Source organism: Salsipaludibacter albus, assembly GCF_019798055.1.
In the GTDB taxonomy this organism is placed as follows: domain Bacteria; phylum Actinomycetota; class Nitriliruptoria; order Nitriliruptorales; family Nitriliruptoraceae; genus Salsipaludibacter; species Salsipaludibacter albus.
In genome coordinates this window covers 1-22,528 of sequence record NZ_JAHOPH010000045.1, presented here as the reverse complement: position 1 = coordinate 22,528, position 22,528 = coordinate 1, and the positions used below count along the sequence as shown (strand labels likewise).

Below are 22,528 nucleotides of genomic sequence, written 5' to 3'. Positions count from 1 at the left end.
GGAGCCGGGGGGCCGCGACCGGCCCGCGACTCCGGACCGGTCGTCACCCGACCGCGCTCGACCGGCGACGACCAGGAGCGGGACGTCGCGACCCCCGCCGTGCCTGTCGTCCGTGCCGACCCGGGCCCGGACACCGGCGCACGGGGCGGCCCATCACCCGGGTCCGGGGACCCGGTGGTCACCGACGGTCGGCCGTCGCCGGTGGTCGCGCGGCCGCTGCGTGCCGAGACACCCTCGACCGGGGTGGACGTGGGGTCGGAGGGTCCCACGATCCGGGTCCACATCGGGCGTCTCGAGGTCCGGGCCGCGCCGGCTCCGTCGTCGTCCCGGCCACGCAGCGACCCGCCCGGGCCCGACACCTCCCTGGCCGAGTACCTGCGTGGCCATCGGGGTGGCCGATGAGCAGCCCGCTGGCGATCGCGGCCGTGAGCGCCGTCCTGCGCAACCTCCTGGACAACGGGATGGTCGACGTCGGCACGCCGGTCGGCGCGGTCGACGTCTCTGCGGTGGCGCCCGACCTGGTCGATCTCGACGACCCGACCTTCACGCCCACCCTCAACCTGTTCCTGTACCGGGTCACCCCCAACCCGGGCTGGCGCAACGCCTCGTTGCCGTCACGCAACGGCCACGGCGACCGGATCGCCAACCCGCCGTTGGCGCTGGACCTGCACTACCTCCTCACCGCCTACGCCGACGAGGACTTCCAGGCCGAGATCCTGCTGGGCTACGCCATGCACCTGCTCCACGAGCGCCCGGTGCTGGACCGTGCGGCCATCCGCCGCGCACTGGATCCCAGCCCGCTGGACACCATCCTGCCCCCGGCGTTCCAGGCACTGGCCGCGTCGGACCTGGCCGACCAGGTCGAGGCGGTCACGGTGACCCCCGAGCCCATGGACACCGAGGAGGTGTCCCGCCTGTGGGCCGCCCTGCAGTCGAAGTACCGCCCGACCGTCGGCTACGTCGTCACGACCGTGCTGATCGAGTCCCGTGCGCCGGCCCGGGACCCCCTGCCGGTGCTGTCGCGTGGCCCGGTCGACGAGGACACCGGGCGCGACCGCGGGGTCGTCGTGACCCCCGGGCTGCTGGCGCCCTTCCCGACGATCACGGCCGTGGTGGCACCCGACGAGCAGCCCGCGGCGGTCCTGGGCGACGTCGTGCGGGTCACGGGCCACCACCTCGCCGGGACCGACGTGCGGGTGTCGTTCTCCCACCGCCTGCTCGACGAACCGATCGTCGTCGACGTGGGCGACAACGCCGACCCGACCGGGTTCGACCTCACCCTGCCGAGTGGTGGGTCGGCGGCCCAGGACTGGCCCGCGGGCCTCTGGACGGTCACGGCGACCCTGGTCCCGCCGGACGAGCCCGATCCCCGCACGTCCAACGTCGCGGCGTTGCTGCACGCCCCGGTCGCGACCCTGCCCCCCAGCGAGGTCGACCGCGGGCCCACGGGCGCGGTGACCGTGACGCTGGGCGTCGCCCCGGTGCTGCGCCCGGAGCAGGACGCCCGGCTCGCCCTGGGCAGCGCCACCGCGGTCGTGGCGCCCCACCCCGCGGCCACGGACCAGGCGACGTTCGTGTTCGCCGACGTGCCACCCGGGGACCAGTGGCTGCGCCTCACGGTCGACGGGGTGGACAGCCTCCTGGTGGACCGGTCGGACCCCCCGCCGGTGTTCGACCCGACCCAGTCCGTGGACGTGCCGGCATGAGCCCCGCCGCCGCCCACCTCGACCCCGACCTCGACACGGGGCCGGTCGACGTCGGGTCGATCGCACCGACGGACGTCGCGGCGCGCACGCTGGCCGAGGAGCTGGCCTGGCTGCGGGATCGGCTGGTGCAGGGACCGGACGACGCCGCGCGCCGGCGTCCCACCCGGTCGACCCGGCTCGACCACCTCGCCGGTGCGCTGGACATGTCGTCGTTCGAGCGCGACACGCTCCTGCTCGCGGCCGCGGTGGAACTGGACGGCGAGCTCGCGCGACTCGTGGCGGAGGCGTGCGACGGCTCGGACCCACGACCGACCTTCGGGCTGGCCCTGCAGGTGCTCGACGACGGCCACTGGGACGCCCTGGCCCCCGACGGCCCGCTGCGTCGGTGGCGCCTGGTCGACCCGGGGGGGACCGGCATCCTCGCGACACGCCGGCTCCGGGTCGACGAGGACGTCCTGCACCATCTCGCCGGGCTCCCCCTCGCCCTGCACGGGCTCGACGGCCTGGTCGAGGACGGCGTCGTCGTCCCGCTGGCACCGAGCCAGCAGCGTCGGGCCGACCACGCCGCCGCCGCGCTGGGCGTGGCCGAGGCACCGACCTGCCTGCGCATCGACGGTGTCGACCGGGTGGCCGGGCTCGGGGTGGCGCTGCGGGTCGCGACCCACCTCGCGGACCGAGCGTCCGCGTCCCCCGACGATCCCCCGGCGATCGTGCTGTCGGTGCCGGCGCTGCCGCCGCCCGGACCGGAGCTGATGCGGGTGGCCGCGCTGGTCGACCGGGCCCAGCGACTGACCGGTCGCGTGCCGGTGCTGCTGCAGCCTCCTGCCGGACGCTCGCCGGGCGACCTGGCACCCGACCGCACCGAGTCCGCACGTCGGCTCCTCGGGACGCTCACCGCGCCCGTCGTCGCCACGGTCGGCACGTCGGCGTCGGCCGCGCCCGGTCGCGTCGTGCAGTCGATCGAGGTCGTTCGTCCGCGAGCGCCCGAGCGACGCGACCTGTGGCGGCGGGCGCTGGATCCCGACGACGCCGGGATCGAGCCGCAGTTGGGGGCCGTGGCCGACGAACTGGCCCACCACCACCGACTCGCCGCCCACGAGATCACCACGATCGTGCGACGTTGGGAGGCCGGGGCGGCGCCGCGACCGGAGGCGCTGCGACGCGTGACCCGGGCGAGCACGCGGGTCGACCTCGACGACCTCGCCCGGAGGCTGGACACCGGCGCGACGTGGGACGACCTCGTCCTGCCGGACGGCCACGTCGAGGTGCTGCGGGACCTGGCGAGGCGGGTCCGCCACCGGGCGGTCGTGCACACCGACTGGGGCTTCGGCGACACCACCCGTGGTGACGTCGGCACCAGTGCGCTGTTCGTGGGCGACTCCGGGACCGGCAAGACGCTGGCTGCCCGGGTCGTCGCGCAGGAACTGGGCCTCGACCTGTACCGCGTCGACCTGTCCGCCACGGTCGACAAGTACATCGGCGAGACCGAGAAGAACGTGTCACGGATCTTCGACGCCGCCGAGGCCGGTGGCGTCGTGCTCCTGTTCGACGAGGCCGACGCGCTGTTCGGCCGCCGCGGCGAGGTGCGTGACGGCCAGGACCGCTACGCCAACCTCGAGGTCGCCCACCTGCTCCAGCGGATGGAGACCTACCGCGGGCTGGCGATCCTGACGACCAACCTGAAGTCCAACGTCGACAAGGCGTTCCTGCGCCGGCTCACCGTGGTGCTGGGGTTCCCGTTCCCCGGCCAGCACGAGCGGGCGGAGATCTGGCGGCGGGTGTTCCCCCCGGGCGCCCCGCTCGAGGGGGTCGATCCCGGTCGACTGTCGGGCATGGCGCTGACCGGTGGCGCGATCGCGTCGATCGCCCTGGCGGCGGCGTTCGCCGCGGCCGAGGACGGCACCGCGATCACCCCGGACCACCTGCGCCGGGCTGCGCGACTCGAGGCGGCCAAGCACGACCGGGTGCTGACCGACCACGACCGGGCGGTGCTGGCATGAGCCGACGTGCCCGCATCGAGGTGGTGATCGACCGCCTGGTCGTCCACGGGACGAGCCGGGCCGACGCGCGCACCTTCGAGCGCGACCTCCGGGACGCGCTGGAACGCGCGGCCACGCAGTGGGCCGACGGCACCACCGGCCCACCGACGCCGGGCCGGGTCCGGGCCGTCGGGCCGGTCGACGTCTCCACGGAGGACGCACCCGGGGGGTCGGGATCGTCGGCCCTCGCCGACCGGGTGGCCACCGCCGTCGTCGGGGCCGTGCAGCGCCCCGGTCGCCCCTCGGGGCCGGGCCGCGGGGAGGTGGCCTCGTGACCGGCACCCGTTCCTCGGCCGTGCCCGACCAGGGGGTCGCCCGACCCGTCAGCCGCCCCGGCGACGCCGCCGAGCGCGAGGCCGACCGGGCCGCCGACGTCGTCGTGTCCGGCGGCTCCGTGGGGGACTGGTCACTGGCCACGTCACCGCCGGGCTCCGGCGTGCAGCGCCAGGACGGCCCGGGCCCCGAGAAGTCCAAGGACACGGCGCCGAAGGACCCCGACCGCAAGGAGTACGAGGAGGCCGCGAAGAAGACCGGGGAGGCCCTGCTCAAGACCGAGGCCGGCAAGGCGCTGCAGAAGCAGGTGCTGGAGTCGCCGGAGGTGAAGAAGGTCACGAACTTCGCGACCTCGCCCGCCGGGATCGCGATCGGCGCGACCGCGATCGCCGGGGGCGTGACCGGCCTGGCGCTGGCGGGCAAGGAGCTGCCCTTCCAGCCACCGACCATCCCGCTGGACCGGATCACGCCGGGCCTGTCCGCCGACGTCAAGGTCGAGGGGCCGCTGAACGCCCCGACGTTCGTCGGACTGACGATCACCTTCAAGCCGAAGGCCAAGGAGAAGCCGCGACGACCCTCGCCCGAGAAGGCCGAGCAGAGTCCGCTCGTGCCGAAACGCTCGGCCGCCGAGGAACAGCAGCTCAGCGAGGCCGCGATCGACTACGCGGTCCGCCAGATGACCACCCGGCACCCGCTCGGCGTGCCGGTCATGAAGCTCGACCTGTCCCCCCGGGCCGGTGAGAGGAAGTCCGACGAATCGGCGCCGCCCGTCCAGCGCGCCACCGACACCACGGCCGACGACCACGGACCGGGCGCCGCACACGTCGACGACGGCTTCGCCGGCAGCGGGCGCCCCCTCGACGACCGGTTCCGGGCCACGATGGAGGCCCGCTTCGGCCACGACTTCTCCGCCGTTCGCCTGCACGACGACGCCCGGGCCAACGCCGCCGCGGAACGGGTCGCCGCGCGCGCGTTCACCGTCGGGGACGACATCGTGCTGGGGGTCGGCAGCGATGCCACCGCTCCCCACCTGCTCGCCCACGAGCTGGCCCACGTCGTCCAACAGCGTGGTGAGGACGTTCCCGGGGCGATCGCCACCGTCCGACGCGAACCACGCGGCGGGGCGACGACGGCGACAGCCACCACCGCGGACCGGCAGTCCTTCGTCGACGCGGCCATCCGGTACCTGCGCAGCGCCGCCGATCACTGGCGCACGGTCGCGCGCGTCGCCGACGTGCCCGGGCCGGACCGCCCGACCGACCCGGGTGGGGACGCCTCGGCGCGCCCGGACTCGCGGGGCGCGCCCGACATTGCCGCGCCCGGGGGCTCGGGTCGGCTCGACCCGGCGCGGCTCCGGAACGTGCTGGACGGGCTCGGCGAGACCTACGAGAACTCCCGACGGATCATCGAGGCGGACCTCGGCGGGGACGCGGACCGGCAGGCGGCGCTGCAGCAGTCCTACGTGGCCGCGGTCGAGGCCGCCCGGTCCGCAGCCGCATCCAGCGGTCGGGTGAACCTCGTCCTGATCGCCGCACCCAAGGAGGTCGGTGATGCCTTCATCGTCAACGCGACCCGCTACGCCGAGCTGTACTTCTCGCAGGTCCCGGACGGCGACACGGTGCAGCAGGTCACCGACGTGGGGAGCCCCGCGGCCCTGTTCGACGCCATCGAGGCCGCGGCCCCGGACCGCATGGTGCGCCGCATCGACATCTTCGCCCACGGCACGATCGAGCCGACCCACCAGGTCAAGTTCGGCACGTCCTGGTACACGATCGCCCAGGTCGAGTCCGTCGCGGCCGCGCGGGCCCGCACCCGCGCCACCCTCCAGAGCCAGACCCGCTTCGACGGCTCCACGACCATCGAGCTGCACGCGTGTCGGCTCGGCGCCGCCACGAGCGAGCCCGGCCAGCACGCCGACGCCCCCACCAGCGGGACGGACTTCCTCACCGGGCTCGGCGCCGCGGCCGGCGGTGCACGGGGCCAGCAGGTGGTGGGCTACGAGCAGCGCTGGGTGCCACGTCGGTTCAACGTCCCGGGGGTGGCCACCACGGCCGACGTCGGCACGACCGGCCGGAAGGCGCGTGCCTTCGACGACATGGCCGTGGAGATCTGGGACCGGGCCATGGCGGGTGGGGTCGAGGCCCGGTCGCAGTTGACGGAGGCCGAGCGCCAGCCGGGTGCGGTCCTGTCGCGCGACCGCAAGGTCGCGATCATGCGGCGGCTCTACGACGCGGGTGGCGGTGCCTGGCTGATCGGCCACCAGTACTCGGGTGCGAACCCGCAGAGCTCCGACCCGGTGCGGGACGTCCGGCGGGACCGCGACACGTTCTCGAGCGAGGCGGACTGGGGGCACCGGGTCCTGCAGGTGACCGTGCCGACGCCGGCACCGGGCGGGGGTGCGCCGTGATCTCGCCACGACTCGTCAAGGGCGGCCTGGTGCAGGTGGACCCGTCCACCGCCGCGGTCCGGTCCGTGATCGCCCTGCAGTACAACCCCGAGACGCTGACCCGCACGGTCAAGGTCCAGGCCGCCGGCGAGGAGGGTGGTGACCGGTCCCAGGCGTTGCGCCTGCGGGGTGCCGGCATCGAGACGATCCAGCTGGAGGCCGAGCTGGACGCGACCGACGCACTGGCCGACCCCGAGGCCAACGCCGACGTCGTCGAGCTCGGGATCCATCCCCAGCTCGCTGCGCTCGAGGCCATGGTCCATCCCCGGGCCGACGACCTGCAGGCCAACGACGCGCTGGCCGACTCGGGCGTGCTGGAGATCCTCCCGCTGGAGGCCCCCCTGACGTTGTTCGTGTGGAGTCGCCAACGGGTCGTCCCCGTCCGGGTCACCGACCTGACGGTCACCGAGGACGCCTTCGACGTCAACCTCAACCCGATCCGGGCGACCGTCGCGCTGGGCCTGCGGGTGCTGTCGGTCGACGACCTGGGGTTCGACCACCGGGGCGGGACGCTGTTCATGGCGCACCTGCGCACGAAGGAGGCCCTCGCCGCACGGCTCGGCACCGGCGCGCTGTCGACCCTGGGCATCGAGCGGCTGCCATGAGCGGAGGACCACGATGACCGATCCGCTGCAGGAGTTGCTGTCGAGCGGGGCGATCCCGACGACGTCCTACCCGCCCACGAGTCGCTACGCCGACACGCCCGTGCGCGCACACGACCCCGGCGACGGGCGTGACCCGATCCCGTACCTCGACCGGCGACTGGTCCCTCGCCCCGACCGGTTCTCGGCGCTGGGCGAGGTCCGCACCCGGGAGGGCGACCGACGGGACCTGCTGGCCCGTGACCACCTCGGCGACCCCCGCCTGTGGTGGCGGCTGGCCGACGCCAACGGCGTGGTGGACCCGCGGGCGCTGACCGACACGGTCGGGGCGTGGCTGCGGATCACCCTGGCCGAGGGCGTCCCGGGGGGCGACGATGCGTGACGCGGTCCGCCTCCAGCTGTTCGTCGGTCCGGCCGTCCCGGTCCCGGCACCACGCGAGGTGGTCGAGGCGGTCGAGGCGGTGACGGTCCGTGCCGGTGCCGGCGGGACCCAGGACGGCTTCGAGCTGGCGTTCCGGGTGTCCAACCGGTCGCCCCTGCACACCATGTTCCTGCTCACCGGTGGCGCCTCGATCCCGATCCTGCGCGTGGTGATCGCGGTCACGGTGGGTGGTGACTCGACCGTGCTGGTCGACGGCGTGATGACCCACCACGAGGTCTCGTCCGACGGCGGGCCCACGTCCACGCTGACCGTGCGTGGCAAGGACCTCACGGCGGTCATGGACGTCGTGCCGCTGGACGGCCTGCCGTATCCCGCCATGCCGGCGTCGGTGCGGGTGCTGGCCGCACTGGCGAAGTACGCCGCACTCGGGATCGTGCCGCTGGTCATCCCGAGCATCATCCCGGACCTGCCGATCCCGATCGACCGGATCCCACGACACCAGGGCACGGACCGCGCCTACATCACGGCCCTGGCCACCGAGGCGGGCTACGTGTTCCACCTCGACCCCGGCCCGGTCCCGGGCGTCTCGAGGGCCTACTGGGGACCCGAGATCCGGGTCGGCGCCCCACAGAAGGCGCTCGACGCGGCCCTGGACGGGCCGCACCGCAACGTCGACCGGTTGTCGTTCCGGTTCGACAAGGAGGCCAAGGAGCTGCCGGTCGTGATGATCCAGGAGCCGGCCAGCAAGGCCCCGATCCCGGTCCCGATCCCCGACGTGACGCCGCTCAACCCCCCGCTGGGCGTGGTGCCACCGTTGCCGCCCAGGATCACGATGCTCAACGACACCGCCAAGCTCGACCCGGCAGCCGCGGCGATGACCGGGCTGGCCCACGCGTCCCGGCACGGCGACAGCGTCTTCGGCGACGGGACGCTCGACGTCGTCCGGTACGGCCGGGTCCTGCGACCCCGCCGGCTGGTCGGGGTCCGTGGTGCCGGCGAGGCGTTCGACGGCCTGCACTACGTCACGTCGGTCACCTCCACGCTGCGCCGGGGCTCGTTCACCCAGTCGTTCTCGCTCGCCCGCAACGCCCTGTTGTCCACCACCCCGAAGGTGCCCACGTGACCGCCACCGACACCGCCGTCCCCGACTCCGACGCCCGCCGCCGGCGCTACTACGGCAAGTACCGCGGGACGGTCGTCACCAACGTCGACCCGATGCAGATCGGGCGGATCCAGGCGATCGTCCCGGACGTCTCCGGCATCGCCCCGACGTCGTGGGCGATGCCCTGCCTGCCGGGCGCGGGCATCAACACGGGCATGTTCACCGTCCCGCAGGTCGGTTCCGGGGTGTGGATCGAGTTCGAGCAGGGGGATCCCGACCGGCCGATCTGGGTGGGTGGCTACTGGGGGACCGCCGCCGAGGTGCCGGTGATGGCCCGAGCGGTGCCGCCGGCCATCAACGGCGTGACGATCCAGACGACGCTCAAGAACGGGCTCACGATCAGCGACGTCCCCGGTCCCAGCGGCGGGATCCTGCTGCAGACCACGACCGGCGCCATGATCTCGGTCAGCGACGTCGGCATCGTGATCACCAACGGCAAGGGGGCCACGATCAACCTGGTCGGACCGACCGTCGACGTCAACGTCGGCGCACTGACGGTGGTGTAGCCATGCCAGCACCTGCCCTGCACCTCGGCGCCGTGGTCACCTGCAGCCATGCCGGCCCGGCCACGCCCACGGCGCCCTTCCCGCGTGTCACGGTGTCGGGCCAGCCGATCGTCACGACGGCGCCGCCGTGGGCGGTGACCGGGTGCGCGCTCACGGGGTCGGCACCCCCCTGCGTGACCGGGCAGTGGGTGACGGGCGCCGTGCGGGTCCTGGCCGGTGGCGTGCCCGTCGCGTCGATGGCCGGGGCCTCGACCTGCGTGCCGACCGGCACGCCGCTGCTGCCGGTGACGGCCCAGCCACGGGTGGTGGTGACATGAACGTGGACCATCCCTGGCAGGTCGACGGGCGGGGCCGCACGGCCCTGACCGACGACCGTGACCACCTCGCCGACCTCGTGCGCCAGGTGGTCCTGACCGCACCGGGCGAACGGGTGATGCGTCCGGACTTCGGCAGTGGGCTGCTGGGCCTGCCGTTCGAGCCGGCCGGTCCGGAGGTGGCCGCGACCACCCAGGTGCTGGTGCAGGCGGCCCTGCAGCAGTGGCTGGGGGACCGGATCGCGGTCGACGCCGTCGAGGTCCGCCACGACGACGGCACGCTGGCCGTCACCGTGCGCTACGTGACGACCAGGACGGGCGAGGCCGCCACCACCGAGGTCCGGAGGGCGGCACCGTGACGATCCGCCACACCTGCTGCGAGCCACGGCGCCTGGCCGCCGTGCGGGCCGCCGGCGTGCTCAACGGCATCGAGTGGGTCGAGGTCTTCCAGCCCGCCACGGACACCGACCCGCTGCGGCAGCGGACCCTGCTCGTGCGATTGCTGGCCGCCGACCCCGGCCTCGGACCGGCCAACGTGACGATCACCGGTGGCGACCGCGTCCCCGAGGTCGACGTCGACTGGGTCGCGCCGGCCACCGCCCTGCCCGCCGGGGAGGACCCGGCGATCGTGGCCGACCTGCGGGACCCCGACGAGGTCGTGGTCGTGCGCACGACCGACCGGGGGGACTTCTCCACCTACACGTTGTCGATCGTCGCCGGTGCCGGGACGACCGTCCCCCCGGCGGGCTGGGACCCGCTGCTGGCGTCGGTGCCGCTGTCGTTCAAGGTCGAGTGCACCGCCGATGCCGACTGCCGGGTCCACGACGTGTGTCCGCCGGTCGAGGACCCGGTCCCGCAGATCGACTACCTCGCCAAGGACTTCGACACGTTCCGACGGCTGATGCTGGACCGGATGAGCCTGCTGGCACCGGACTGGACCGAGCGCAGCCCGGCCGACGTCGGCGTCACCCTGGTCGAGCTGCTGGCATGGCTCGGCGACGAACTGTCGTACCGCCAGGACGCCGTCGCGACCGAGGCGTGGCTGCAGACCGCCCGGCGCCGGACCTCGCTGCGTCGCCACGCCCGCCTGGTCGACTTCCGCGTGGACGAGGGGGCCAACGCCCGGGTGTGGGCACACGTGGCGGTGGACGGCGAGGGTGCGCTCGTGCCGGCCGGCACCACGCTGCTGACGCGCGTGCCGCACCTGCCGCCGACGTTCCCCGTGGACGGGCCCGAGCACCGCGAGGCGCTCACCTTCGGTGCGGAGACCTTCGAGACCATGCACGACCTCGTGGCCCATGGCTCCCTCGCCGAGCTCGACTTCTGGACGTGGGGCGACCGCGACTGTTGCCTGCCGGTCGGGTCCACGGCCGCGACCCTGGTCGGCCACCACCCGGCCCTGAGGGCCGGCGACGTGCTGGTGCTGGCCGAGGTGGCGGGACCCCGCACCGGCGACCCCGACGACGCCGACCCGGCCAGGCGGGTCGCCGTGCGGCTGACCCACGTCGTGTCGTCCAGCGACCCGTCCGGGGGCCTGTTCGCCGACCCGCCGGACGACGACGCCCGGGACGTCACCGAGATCACGTGGGACGACGCGGACGCGTTGCCGGTCCCCCTGTGCCTGTCGGTGCCCGACCACCCGGGGCCGATGGCCCGGGCGTTCGGCAACGTGGTCCTCGCCGACCACGGCCGCACCGTCGTCGACGAGGAACTCGGCGTGGTGCCGTCCCCCGTCCTGGCGATCTCGGGTGGCCGCGCCGACCACTGCGCCACGACGACGTCGACCCCGGTGCCGGTGCGGTACCGGCCTCGCCTGGCCGAGCGTCCGCTGGTCCACGTCGGTCCCTCGCCCGACCGGTTCGTCGCCGAGCTCCCGCTTCCGGCGGACGTGGCGGCCGAGCTGGCCGGAACGCTGCTCGGCCCGGCACTGCAGGGGTGGCTCGGTGGCCTGGGCTTCACGTTCGCGGCCGGCACGCCGGTGCTGCGGGGTGGCACCGGTGCGTGGTCGGTCAGCGACGGGACGACGGTCGTGCTGCTGGCCGAGGCGGCGGCCACCGCCACCGCCAGCACGACCGGCGGCGACACCACCTGGCACCCGCGTCCGGACCTGCTGGCCAGCAGTGGTGATGCCCGCGAGTTCGTCGTCGAGCTCGAGCACGACCGCGAGGCGACCCTGCGGTTCGGGGACGGGGTCCACGGTCGGCGACCGGAGCCCGGCACGGGCTTCACCGCCACCTACCGGGTGGGGGACCCCCGGGCCGGCAACCTCGGCGCCGACGCGCTGGCCCACGTCGCCACCGACGGCACCGTCGTGACCGGGGTCACCAACCGGGTGGCGGCAGGAGGTGGTCGGCCGCCGCAGCCCGCGGACGCGATCCGGCGCGACGCCCCCGAGGCCTTCCTGGTCCAGCAGCGCGCCGTCACGGTCGACGACTGGGTCGACACGGCCGGTGACCACCCGCAGGTGCAGCGAGCCGCGGCGACGTTCCGGTGGACGGGGTCGTGGCACACCGTGTTCGTGACCACCGACCGGGTCGGTGGCGGCCCGGTCGACACCGCCTTCGAGGCCGACGTGCGGCGCCACCTCGAGCCGTTCCGGCTGGCCGGCCAGGACCTCGAGGTGGACGGACCGGTCTTCGCGGCACTGGACGTCGGACTGCACGTGTGCGTCGAGCCGGAGCACTTCCGGTCCGACGTGCGCACGGCGGTGCTCGACGTGCTGTCGAGCCGCCGACGCGCCGACGGCACGCTCGGACTGTTCCACCCCGACCGCTTCACGTTCGGCCAGTCCGTGCACCTGTCGACGATCGTCGCCGCGGCCCAGGCGGTGCCCGGCGTCCAGTCGGTCACGGTCACGCGCTTCGCACGGCTGCGTGAGCCCGGCACCAGCGCCGTCGACGCCGGCGTGATCACCCTCGGACGGCTCGAGGTCGCCCGCCTCGACGCCGACCCGAACTTCCCGGAGCGGGGTCGGCTCGTGGTCGAGACGGGGGGTGGGACGTGAGCGCATGCACCTGTGGCTGCTGCGACGGCGTCACGTCGCGCACGCCGGCCGAGGTCCACAACCGGCCGGGGCTGTCCGCCGTCGCCTACCGGGTCGGCACCCATCCACGGTTCCTCGACTCGATGGTGGCTGCGCTGACCGACCCGGATCGGCCGGCCCTCGGAGGGCTGACCACCCGCGACCCCGACGACCCCACGATCGCGCTGCTCGACGCCTGGGCGGTGGTGGCGGACGTGCTGACCTTCCACACCGAGCGCCTCGCCCAGGAGTCGTGGCTGCGCACGGCCGTCGACCGCCGCTCCCTGCAGGAACTGGGACGCCTGGTCGGCCACCGGATGGCCCCGGGGGTCGCAGCCGCGACCCATCTCGCCTTCGCCGTCCAGCCGCCCCCGGGCGTCCCGGCCGCAGCGGGCCGTGATCCGGGCGTCGCGCCGCCGGTCACCCCGTCCAGCGTCGTGGTCCCGGTCGGCACCCGGGTCCAGAGCATCCCCGGCCCCGACGAGCAGCCGCAGACGTTCGAGACCGTCGCGGAGTTGACGGCGCGTCCGGAGCTGAACGCCATGCCCGCAGCCACGACGCTCCCGGCGGAGGTGTCCAGCGCCGACACGGCGGTCTTCCTCGAGGGGGTCGCGACCGGGGTGACGGCCGGCGACATGTTGCTGTTCGTCCGTGGCGAGACCGACGACAACTGGGCCGCACGGCTCGTCAGCGACGTGCTGCCGGATCCGGCAGCGGACCGCACGCAGGTCACCTGGGACGGCGCCTTGACCTCCCTCGGGGCGTCCGGCGCGGTCGTGCAGGTCCACGTCTTCCGCAAGCGCCTGCGCGTGTTCGGTCACAACGCCCCCGAGTGGAGGGCGATGTCGATCGACTTCCGCAAGGACTACTCGGGGCAGGACACACCCCCGAGCCAGTGGCCGGACTACGAGGTCACGCCGGTCACGGGCGACGTGATCGACCTCGACGGCGCGCACGACGACATCGCCGCGGACCGGTGGATGGTCCTCGACGACGCCCCGGACGGCTCCCGCGGACTGTTCCGCGTGACCACGTCCGTCGGCCTGTCCCGGGCGGCGTTCGCCGTGTCGGGCCAGGTCACCCGGGTGACGCTCGCGGGAGACGACTACTCGTCGTTCGACGACGCGACCGACGTGCGCGAGGTCGTCGCGTACGCCGTGCCGGAGCAGCTCACCGTGGCGCCGGCGCCAGACCACTCCCCGGTCGCGGGCGACACCGTCGTCGTGGTCGCGGAGGCGGGCTCGCTCGCGCCGGGTGCGCCGGTCGTCGTGGCCGGTTCGACGATCGCGGGGACCACCGGGGCGGAGCTGGGCGTGGTCGAGGCCGTCAGCTCGGCCGGTGACGGCCACTTCGCCCTCACGCTGGTCGACGACCTCGAGGACGACTGGGTGCGCGCGACGGTGGTCGTCCACGGCAACGTCGCGCCGGCGACCCACGGCGAGACCGTGGACGAGGTCCTCGGTGCCGGGCTGGGCAACGCGACCTTCCAGCGCTTCGCCCTCTCGCACGGTCCCCTGACCCACGTGTCGGCGACCGGTGCCGATGCGACCGGTCCGGGCGTGGCGTCCACCCTGGTGGTGCGGGTCAATGACGTCGCCTGGGACGAGGCCGCCACGCTGTACGACACCGACGCCGCCGACCACGCCTACACCAGCACCGTCGACGAGCACGGCGACCGGATCGTCACCTTCGGCGACGGTCGGCACGGGGCGCGACTGCCGACCGGCACGAACAACGTCCGCGCGACCTACCGCAAGGGCCTGGGCACGGCCGGCAACGTCGCCGCCGGCCAGCTCGCCCAACTGCTCGACCGCCCGCTCGGGCTGAAGGGCGTCGCCAACCCGGTGGCCGCCGCGGGTGGCGTGGACCCGGAGGCACCGGAGGACGCTCGCCGGGCGATCCCCCTGCGCGTGCGCACCCTGGGACGGGTCGTGTCCCTGCTGGACTACCAGGACGAGGCCGCCGCCTGGCCGGGGATCAGCAAGGCCCACGCCACGGTGCTGTCACTCGCCACCGGTCGGACCATCGTCGTGACGGTCGCGCCGACCCCGGGGACCGGCGACGCGACGCAGCGGCTGGCCGACCTGGCGACGGCATTGCGCGAGCACGGCGACCCCCAGGTCGCACTGCAGGTCGTCGCGCAGCGGCTCGACACGTTCCGCCTCTCCCTGCGCGTGACGGTCGCCGACGACCACGACCCCGACCTGGTGCTGGCCGGCATCACCGAGGCCGTCCGGACGGCGTTCGGGTTCGACGCGCGCGACCTCCTCGACCCGGTGCACGCCTCGGAGGTCGTGGCCGTCGCCCACGAGGTCCCGGGCGTGGTCGGCCTGGACCTGGACCGCCTGTACGCACCCGGCCTGCCGCTGCCGCCCTGCCTGCTGGCGGACCGCCTGGTGCCCCGGCAGCCGGCAGTGGGATCGCCGACCACGGTGCTCCCGGCTGGGCTGTTGGTCGTCGCTGACGAGCCCTTCGACACCCTGGAGGTGGTGTCGTGAGCGGGCGTACGGGGCTGTACACGACCGACGAACTGCTCGCACTGCTGCCCGCGCTGTACCGGCTGGCCGACACCGACGGGACGCTGCGCGAACTGCTCGACGTCGTCACCGAGCAGGTCAACGTGGTGGCCGAGGGCATCGAGCAGTTCCACGACGACCAGTTCATCGAGACGGCGGCACCCTGGGTCGCCCCGTACGTCGGCGACCTGGTCGGCTACCGGATCCTGCACGGCGTGGTGCCGGCCGTCGCCTCGCCGCGGGCCGAGGTCGCCAACACGATCTCGTACCGACGTCGCAAGGGCACGGCGTCGATGCTGGAGCAGCTCGCCCGTGACGTGACCGGCTGGCCCGCCCGGGCCGTGGAGTTCTTCGAACTGCTGGCCACGACCCAGTACATGAACCACGTGCGTGGCCATGCCCGGGCCACCGCCGACCTCCGCGGCGCCGATCGGCTCGAGCTGGGCGGCACCTTCCAGGCGGGTGCGTTCGACGACCTCGCCCACACCGTCGACGTCCGGCGGATCACGACCGGGACCGGACGACACAACATCCCGAACGTGGGGATCTTCCTGTGGCGCGTGCACCCCGTCGAGTCGGTCCGCAGCCCGCTGGTCGCGGCCGACGGCTCCCGTCGTCGCTGGCGGTTCGACCCCCTGGGCGCCGACCAGCCACTGTTCGCCACCGGCAGGACCGAGCAGGACATCACCCACCTCGCCGGCCCCGCCGACGTGCCGATGCCGTTGCCCCGTCGCTGGCTGGCCACCCACGTCGGCGAGTACTGGGGTGCGGGTGCCTCGCTGCTGGTCGAGCGCGCCACCGGGGACGACGTCACCGAGGTCGACCTCGGCGACGTGCGGATCTGCGATCTCGCGGACGACCCCGGCGACCCCGGCACGTGGTTCCACGAGCCCGGCCCCGGCGAGCCGGACGTCGCCATCGACCCGGTCCGCGGGCGGCTCGCCATCGGTGACCCGCCGGCGGACGACACCCGCCTGCTGGCCACGTTCCACCACGGCATGGCCGTGCTGGTCGGGGGTGGTGGCTACGACCGGTCGTCGTCCCGCCGCACGTTCGAGACCGTGACCACGGTCGTGGGCGGGGGTTCGCTGGTGGCCGCGCTGAACACGGTCGCCGCGGGTGGCGTGGTCGAGGTGGTCGACGACGACCACTACACCCTGCCGGGGACCATCACGGCGTCGACCCCCGCACCGGACGCGTCGCTGGACCACGTGGTCGTGCGCTCGGCCAATCGACGCCGACCCCTGCTGTCGCGCAGCGGTGGCCACGCCAGCCTGGTGCTGGACCCCGACACCACGCTCGAGCTGGAGGGCCTGGTGGTGGCCGGGGCGCCGTTGGTGATCGACGAGGTCGCCGACAGCGCGGTCCGCACCCTCGTGCTGCGCCACTGCACGCTGGTCCCCGGCCTGACGCGCACGGCCGACGGGGGGCCCGGCGCCCCGGGGCGGGCCAGCCTGGTCGTCCTGCACCCGTTCGTCGACGTGGTGTTGGACCACTGTGTCGTCGGGCCGATCGTGGCCGTCGAGGACACCGAGGTCACCGCCGTGGACAGCGTGATCGATGCGACCGCGGCGACCGAGGTGGCCTTCTGCGGGCGCGACGCGCCGCCGGGCGGAGGCCAGCGGACCGTGACGGACGCGGCCGGTCGCGAGACCGGTGACGGACTCGTCCCCGGTGGACACCTGACGCTGGAGGCCTGCACCGTCGTCGGCAAGGTCCATGCCACGCGACTGGACGTGTCGAACTCGATCATGCTGGCCGCGCGCCCCCCGGGCGACCCGGCCCTGGCCGCGGTGTGGGCCCAGCGACGCCAGGTCGGGTGCGTGCGGTTCTCGTCACTGCCCCAGGACGCACGTGTCGGGCGTCGCCACCGCTGCGTGCCACGCGAGGAGGTGCCGGCCGGGACCGTCCCGCACCACACCTCCCTGCAGTACGGCGACCCCGGCCACCTGCAGCTGCGGGCGACCACGCACGACGCGATCCGTCGTGGGGCCGACGACGAGGGCGAGATGGGCGTGACCCACGAGCTGTACGCACCACAACGCGAGACCAACCTGCGGATCCGGCTGGACGAGTACCTGCGCTTCGGGCTCGACGCCGGGTTCTTCCACGCCACCTGACGGGAGCCAGCCAATGGGTGCCGACATCTCACGCGTCCGCTTCGACGCACTGCGCGACTTCGCGGGGGTCACCCTGCAGCAAGGTCGGGTGCTGCTCGACGCGGACTTCAACGACCTCGTGGCGATCGTCGACCGGCGCCTGCGCGCCGAGACCGTGGACCTGACCTCGTTCGGACCCGACCCCGATCACGCCGGGTCGTCGTGGGTGCCGCGCCAGACCCCGGACGGCTTCCGGATCAGCACGCAGCCCGACGACCTGGTGATCGGCCGGGGCCGGATGTACGTCGACGGGCTCCTGGCCGAGAACCACGGCCGGGTGCGCGCCGACCTCACCCCCGAGGAACGGGAGGAGGCCGGGCTGGACGAGGACGGCTTCGACCCGGTGCTGGACGAGGTCCACGGCCTGGTCGAGACGACCTACCACACCCAGCCGTCCTGGCCGAACCCCGACGAGTTGCCCGCCGGGGGCCCGCACCTGGTCTACCTCGACGTCTGGGAACGCGAGGTCACCCACGTCGAGGACCCCGACCTGGTGGAGGTGGCGGTCGGCGTGGACAGCACGGCCCGCCGACAGGTCGTGTGGCAGGTGCGGGTCCTGCCGGACGTCGGGTCGGGTGGTTGCGGCGCGGCCGACGACGACCTCCCCGAGGCCTGGGCCGACACGATCCGCCCGTCCGCCGGCCGGCTGTCGGTCACGACGGTGCCGGTCGAGGACGACGACGACCCGTGTGCGCTGCCCCCGACCGGTGGCTACCGCGGGCTGGAGAACCAGTCCTACCGGGTCGAGGTGCACGACGGCGGCGCACCCGGGACGGCCACCTTCAAGTGGTCACGGGACAACGCCTCGGTGGCGATGCCGGTGGTCGAGGTGGTGTCGTCGACCGTGCTGCGGCTGGCCACGGTCGGCCGGGACGACGTGTTGCGCGTGTCGACCGGTGACTGGGTCGAGGTCCTCGACGACCACCGCGAGCTCGACCAGCGACCCGGGGTGATGCGTCGGGTGACGGTGGACGACGCGGCCCGCACGATCACCTTCGACGACGCCCTGCCCGGCGACCTGCAGCCGGCCGACGACGTCGAGGTCGCCGCCCGCCACCTGCGGGTGCGCCGCTGGGACCAGTCCGGCCCGGTGCGCACGGCGGCGGGTGCGACCGTCGGCAACGTCGACGACGACGGCGGGCTGGTCGGGGTGCCGGCCATGGCCACCACCCGGGTGGTGCTCGAGCACGGCATCGTCGTGTCGTTCGACCTGTCCGGCGACCCGGCACTGGCCGGGGCCGGGTTCCGCAGTGGCGACCACTGGATCGTGGCGGCCCGGACCGCCGACACGTCGGTCGAGGAACTGGACAACGCCCCGCCGTTGGGCATCCACCACCACTACGCCCGACTCGCCACCGTGACCTTCGACGACAGCCAGACCGACTGCCGTCGGCTGTGGCCGCCGATCGCGACGGGTGGTGGCGACGACTGCGGGGACTGCACGGTGTGTGTCACGCCGACGTCGCACGCCAGCGGCGAGCTCACCCTCCAGATGGCCGTCGACCTGGTGCGCGAGACGGGCGGGACGATCTGCCTGGCGGTCGGCGTCTACGACCTGGGCGACGGCGTCAACCTGGACGGGGCACGGGCCGTGCGCATCCGTGGCCAGGGCCTGGCGACCATCCTCGTCGCCCGGGGAACCGCCATCACCACGACCTCGGCCATCGACCTGACGATCGAGCGCCTCGCGATCGTCTCGGGCGTCGAGTCGTCGGCCGCGATCCGGTGGCGCAACGTCCTGCGCGGACGCCTGCGCGAGACCGCGATCCTGTCCTACGGCTCCGACGACGTGGAGGCCGCGGCCGTGCAGCTGACCGGCGTGCAGGCGTGGGTCAGCCTGCAGGACAACCTGCTGGTCGCCCAGCGTGCCGTGCGGGGCGGTGATGCCGAGGTCGGCGTGCTGTCGGCCGGCCTGGACGTGGTCGACAACCTGCTCGGCGGCGACGTGGGCGTGGACCTGGGTGCCGGGTCGATCCACGTCGGCTCGACCCGGGTGGCCGACAACGACGTGCTGGTCGGCGACGGCGTCGGGATCGTCGCGCCCGGGGCGGTGTGGCCCGACGCGACCCTGGCGATCACGGGCAACGTGGTGGGGACCTTCGGTGGCGGCATCGTCGCGGGGGGTCGGGCCCGGATCACCGACAACGTCGTGACCGGGGTCGGTGAGCGGGGCACCGACGGGATCGTGCTGGTGCCGGGACGGTTCGACCTCCCGCCGGGCGACGTCGTGGTCGCGGGCAATCGCGTGGCCGAGATGGCTGGCGAGGGGATCTCGCTGCGCACCCCGGTCGTGTCGCTGGCGGTCACCGACAACGTGGTGGCCCGGGTGGGTGCCGGGATCACGGTCAGCGCCCGTGGTCGCGCCGAGGACCTGTCGGTCACGGGCAACCGGGTCCGCGAGGTCGCGGGACTGGGTGACGACCGCCGCACGGCGTGGGGGATCGGCGTGACCGGTGCCGGCACGGTCGTCGTCACCGACAACGTCGTGACCGACGTGGGCGTCGAGCAGGTCGAGGGGATCCTGCGGGCGGGCGTGCTGGTCACGGGCAGCCGCGACGTCCGGGTCAGTGGCAACCGGGTCGATCGGGTGGGGCCCCGCGAGCCGTTCGTCGGACTCGCCGCGGGGATCGTCGTCGTGGGGCCGTTCGCCGCCGCGGGCCTGCACGAGAACACGGTGCGCTTCCACGACGGCGCCGAGCCACCGCCACAGGCCCGATGGGTGGCCCTGCTGGTGACTCCGGCCACCCAGGCGCTGCTGTTCTCGCGCCGCGAGTCCGTCCGGGCCGGTCGGCGACACACGGTGGCGATCGACCGGGGCGCGGTCGTGCTCACCGACGGCTGGGCCCGCCTCGTCGACCAGGCCGGCGAGCACGTCACGGTCAGCGACAACCACCTCGCCGGCGGCGGGCTCCTGCCGGCCGGGCTGGTCAGCGTGTCCGGCGACGCCGTCGTGGACGCCAACCAGTGCGACCAGTCCGACGGGCAGTTCGTCGGGCTGGCGGTCGGCGGGTCGAGCGTGACCGCGTCCACGAACCGCGTGCGCGGGCCCGAGGCGTCGATCGTGCTGGTCACCCGCGAGGACCGCATCGCGGCCGTCGGCAACCTCGCCCCCGGCGGTACCCACCTGGGGTCGTCCGGTGCCGGACTGCCCGGTCCCTGGGACACCCTGAATCCCAACGTCAGCTGACGACCCGACACGAGGAGACCGACGATGCGCACCGTGATCGTGCACGACGAACGCACCCTGGCCGAGCTCGCGACACGCATCCTCGGCCGACGCGGCAACGCCCGGCTGACCGACGCCCAGGTCGAGGCGATCCGGCGGGCCAATCCGAACGTCGACCTCGACGACCTTCGGCCGGGCACGGTCCTGACCATTCCCGACGAGGTCGGTGGCCGGTCCGACACGCGCCCGGACGAGGTCCTCGACCAGGGTGTGCAGGCGCTGGTGTCGGCCCTGGCGCAGGTCGCGAAGCGGTCCGGGGAGGAGGCGCACCAGCGTGCGAAGGAGGACGCGTCGGACCGGAGCGTCGTGCGTCGGACGCTGGAGTTGCGGGCGGTGCAGGACGCCGCCGGGCGTGACCGGGAACTGGGTGCGGAGGTGGAGCGGATCCGGGAGCGCCTGGACACGGCCGACCGCGACGCCGAGGAGGCCGGTGCCGAGCGCGAGCGCGCGGTGGCGACCTGGACCGAGGACCTCGAGCGCCTGCAGGACCTCGGTCGCTGAGGCCCGGAGTGCACGGACCCTAGAGTGGAGGGACCCCACCGTCGGGGTCCGGCACCGTCGACGGCCCGGGGACCGCGACGGCGAGGGGAGTGACGGTGGCACGACTGGTGGTGATCGCGCTGGGCGGCAACGCCATCTCCCCGTCCGGGGGCTCGGGCTCCGCCGCCGAGCAGACCCGCAACCTGTGGTCGTCGATGGGCCAGGTGGCAGGCCTGGTCGCCGAGGGCGTCGACGTGGTGCTGACCCACGGCAACGGCCCCCAGGTCGGCGCGATCCTGATCAAGAACGAGATGGCGCGCGACGTCGTGCCGGCGGTGCCGCTGGACTGGTGCGTCGCCAACACCCAGGCCACGATCGGCTTCGTCGCCGCCACCGCACTGGAACACCACCTGCGGGTCCGCGGGGTCGACCGACCGGTCGTGCCGCTGGTGTCGCGGGTCCGGGTCGACGACGACGACCCGGCCTTCGCGGAGCCGACCAAGCCGGTGGGACCGTGGTTCACCGCCGAGGAGGCCGAGGATCGTGCGGCGACCGACGGGCACGTCTACGGGCCACAGGGCGACCGCGGATGGCGACGGCTGGTCCCCTCACCCCGGCCCCGCGAGTCACTCGACCTCCCCGCCATCCGGCTGCTGCGCGACCAGGGTGCGATCGTGATCGCCAACGGGGGCGGTGGCATCCCGATGGCACGTCGTGGGGATCGGCTCGAGGGCATCGAGGCCGTCATCGACAAGGACCTGGGGGCTGCCCTGCTCGCCCACGAACTCGATGCCGACGGCCTGGTCGTCCTGACGGACGTGCGTGGCGTCGCCGTCGACTTCGGCACCCCCGACGAACACTGGCTCGGCCGGGTGACCCTGTCGGAGATGCGGGCCCACGCCGACGACGGACAGTTCCGGGCCGGGTCGATGGGGCCGAAGGTCGACGCCGTGTGTCGCTTCGTCGCCGCGTCGGACGCGCCGGCGTCGATCGGCGCGCTCGACGAGGCGGCCGCGGTGGTGCACGGCGAGGCCGGCACGCGGGTCGTCCCCGACGACCGGCCTGACGGATGACGCGCCCGCTGCCCGTCGTCGCGAGTGCCTGGCTCCGTCCACGACTCGGGACGACCCGGCGCACCGGCCACGTCCTGGGGGTCACGCCACGGGCGGCCTACGTGGCCGTGGACCTCCGCCCGACGTCCGTCGACGGGACGTCGTCTCGCCGTGGCGTCATGGCCATCGAGACCGCGGAGGCCGTCGGCCTGCCCAACGGCCTCGAGGTGGCGGATCCCGACGTGCTCGCCCGCATGGCGCCCGGCCAGCCGGTCACGCTCGGTGCCGGGCGCCTCACGGCCGGGGACTGGTCGCTGGCCGTCCGGCGATGGCGACGCGCCCGGCCGGTCCCGGGCCCGGCCGGTCCCGTCGTCGTGCGTGCCCGGCTCGGATCGCTGGGCGTGACCGGGGCACGTCCCCTGCCGACCGCCTGGCCCGACCCGGATCCACGGCTGGTGGCCGGTGCTGCGCGCCTCGCCGACGTGGTCACGGGCGGTGGCGGTGCGGGCGAGGTCGACCGGGACCTGGCACGGCTCCTGGGGTACGGACCCGGGTCCACGCCCGCGGGCGACGACGTGGTGGCCGCGGTGGTCGCCACCGCCACGGTGCTGGCCGGTCGATGGGCGGTCCCGACGCCCGGCCT

16 protein-coding genes and 2 pseudogenes are annotated in these 22,528 nt (G+C 74.3%); all 18 read left to right on the top strand.

What is annotated here, in order from left to right; genetic code table 11:
- Window positions 1-402 (top strand): annotated as a pseudogene (locus KR546_RS17630) (hypothetical protein); the annotation flags it as partial.
- Window positions 399-1,706, top strand: coding sequence for a Pvc16 family protein (locus tag KR546_RS17625; RefSeq protein WP_238446034.1), 1,308 nt, complete (start codon window positions 399-401; stop codon window positions 1,704-1,706). The pseudogene KR546_RS17630 and the gene KR546_RS17625, both read left to right, overlap by 4 nt.
- Entirely contained in the window at window positions 1,703-3,706 is a 2,004-nt protein-coding gene (locus tag KR546_RS17620) for an AAA family ATPase (protein WP_238446033.1), read from the top strand. The genes KR546_RS17625 and KR546_RS17620 overlap by 4 nt, the downstream gene beginning before the upstream one ends.
- Window positions 3,703-4,020 (top strand): hypothetical protein, encoded by a 318-nt coding sequence (locus tag KR546_RS17615; protein WP_238446032.1) that lies wholly within the window; start codon window positions 3,703-3,705, stop codon window positions 4,018-4,020. The genes KR546_RS17620 and KR546_RS17615 overlap by 4 nt, the downstream gene beginning before the upstream one ends.
- Window positions 4,017-6,425 carry an eCIS core domain-containing protein gene (locus tag KR546_RS17610; RefSeq protein WP_238446031.1) on the top strand — a complete coding sequence of 803 codons (2,409 nt, stop codon included), beginning with the start codon at window positions 4,017-4,019 and terminating at the stop codon, window positions 6,423-6,425. The genes KR546_RS17615 and KR546_RS17610 overlap by 4 nt, the downstream gene beginning before the upstream one ends.
- Entirely contained in the window at window positions 6,422-7,069 is a 648-nt protein-coding gene (locus KR546_RS17605) for a hypothetical protein (RefSeq protein ID WP_238446030.1), read from the top strand. The genes KR546_RS17610 and KR546_RS17605 overlap by 4 nt, the downstream gene beginning before the upstream one ends.
- A gap of 13 nt (window positions 7,070-7,082) precedes the next feature.
- Entirely contained in the window at window positions 7,083-7,448 is a 366-nt protein-coding gene (locus tag KR546_RS17600) for a LysM domain-containing protein (RefSeq protein ID WP_238446029.1), read from the top strand.
- Entirely contained in the window at window positions 7,441-8,571 is a 1,131-nt protein-coding gene (locus KR546_RS17595) for a hypothetical protein (RefSeq protein ID WP_238446028.1), read from the top strand. Before KR546_RS17600 ends, KR546_RS17595 begins: the two co-directional genes overlap by 8 nt.
- Window positions 8,568-9,116, top strand: coding sequence for a phage baseplate assembly protein V (locus KR546_RS17590; protein WP_338019194.1), 549 nt, complete (start codon window positions 8,568-8,570; stop codon window positions 9,114-9,116). Before KR546_RS17595 ends, KR546_RS17590 begins: the two co-directional genes overlap by 4 nt.
- A 2-nt stretch (window positions 9,117-9,118) precedes the next feature.
- Window positions 9,119-9,433: a hypothetical protein gene (locus KR546_RS17585; RefSeq protein ID WP_238446027.1), complete on the top strand. Its 315-nt coding sequence runs from the start codon at window positions 9,119-9,121 to the stop codon at window positions 9,431-9,433.
- The gene (locus tag KR546_RS17580; protein WP_238446026.1) at window positions 9,430-9,789 is read left to right on the top strand and encodes a GPW/gp25 family protein; all 360 of its coding nucleotides are present in this window, start codon (window positions 9,430-9,432) and stop codon (window positions 9,787-9,789) included. The genes KR546_RS17585 and KR546_RS17580 overlap by 4 nt, the downstream gene beginning before the upstream one ends.
- Window positions 9,786-12,434, top strand: coding sequence for a putative baseplate assembly protein (locus KR546_RS19850; protein WP_238446025.1), 2,649 nt, complete (start codon window positions 9,786-9,788; stop codon window positions 12,432-12,434). Before KR546_RS17580 ends, KR546_RS19850 begins: the two co-directional genes overlap by 4 nt.
- The gene (locus tag KR546_RS19845; RefSeq protein WP_238446024.1) at window positions 12,431-14,950 is read left to right on the top strand and encodes a baseplate J/gp47 family protein; all 2,520 of its coding nucleotides are present in this window, start codon (window positions 12,431-12,433) and stop codon (window positions 14,948-14,950) included. Before KR546_RS19850 ends, KR546_RS19845 begins: the two co-directional genes overlap by 4 nt.
- Window positions 14,947-17,088 carry a hypothetical protein gene (locus tag KR546_RS17565; protein WP_238446023.1) on the top strand — a complete coding sequence of 714 codons (2,142 nt, stop codon included), beginning with the start codon at window positions 14,947-14,949 and terminating at the stop codon, window positions 17,086-17,088. The genes KR546_RS19845 and KR546_RS17565 overlap by 4 nt, the downstream gene beginning before the upstream one ends.
- A 13-nt stretch (window positions 17,089-17,101) precedes the next feature.
- On the top strand, window positions 17,102-20,314 hold the full coding sequence (locus tag KR546_RS17560; RefSeq protein ID WP_238446022.1) for a DUF6519 domain-containing protein: 3,213 nt from the start codon (window positions 17,102-17,104) through the stop codon (window positions 20,312-20,314).
- A gap of 24 nt (window positions 20,315-20,338) precedes the next feature.
- Entirely contained in the window at window positions 20,339-20,854 is a 516-nt protein-coding gene (locus KR546_RS17555; RefSeq protein ID WP_238446021.1) for a tail protein X, read from the top strand.
- Window positions 20,855-20,949: 95 nt separating this feature from the next.
- Window positions 20,950-21,906: a carbamate kinase gene (locus tag KR546_RS17550; RefSeq protein ID WP_238446020.1), complete on the top strand. Its 957-nt coding sequence runs from the start codon at window positions 20,950-20,952 to the stop codon at window positions 21,904-21,906.
- Window positions 21,903-22,528: pseudogene (locus KR546_RS17545) on the top strand (hypothetical protein); the annotation flags it as partial. The gene KR546_RS17550 and the pseudogene KR546_RS17545, both read left to right, overlap by 4 nt.

Excerpts from the sequence above, each read along its gene's own strand:
- KR546_RS17555 (WP_238446021.1), top strand. The coding sequence starts at position 20,339 with ATGCGCACCGTGATCGTGCACGACGAACGCACCCTGGCCGAGCTCGCG.
- KR546_RS17585 (WP_238446027.1), top strand. The coding sequence starts at position 9,119 with ATGCCAGCACCTGCCCTGCACCTCGGCGCCGTGGTCACCTGCAGCCAT.
- KR546_RS17600 (WP_238446029.1), top strand. The coding sequence starts at position 7,083 with ATGACCGATCCGCTGCAGGAGTTGCTGTCGAGCGGGGCGATCCCGACG.
- KR546_RS17620 (WP_238446033.1), top strand. The coding sequence starts at position 1,703 with ATGAGCCCCGCCGCCGCCCACCTCGACCCCGACCTCGACACGGGGCCG.
- KR546_RS17595 (WP_238446028.1), top strand. The coding sequence starts at position 7,441 with ATGCGTGACGCGGTCCGCCTCCAGCTGTTCGTCGGTCCGGCCGTCCCG.
- KR546_RS17560 (WP_238446022.1), top strand. The coding sequence starts at position 17,102 with ATGGGTGCCGACATCTCACGCGTCCGCTTCGACGCACTGCGCGACTTC.
- KR546_RS17580 (WP_238446026.1), top strand. The coding sequence starts at position 9,430 with ATGAACGTGGACCATCCCTGGCAGGTCGACGGGCGGGGCCGCACGGCC.
- KR546_RS17615 (WP_238446032.1), top strand. The coding sequence starts at position 3,703 with ATGAGCCGACGTGCCCGCATCGAGGTGGTGATCGACCGCCTGGTCGTC.
- KR546_RS17625 (WP_238446034.1), top strand. The coding sequence starts at position 399 with ATGAGCAGCCCGCTGGCGATCGCGGCCGTGAGCGCCGTCCTGCGCAAC.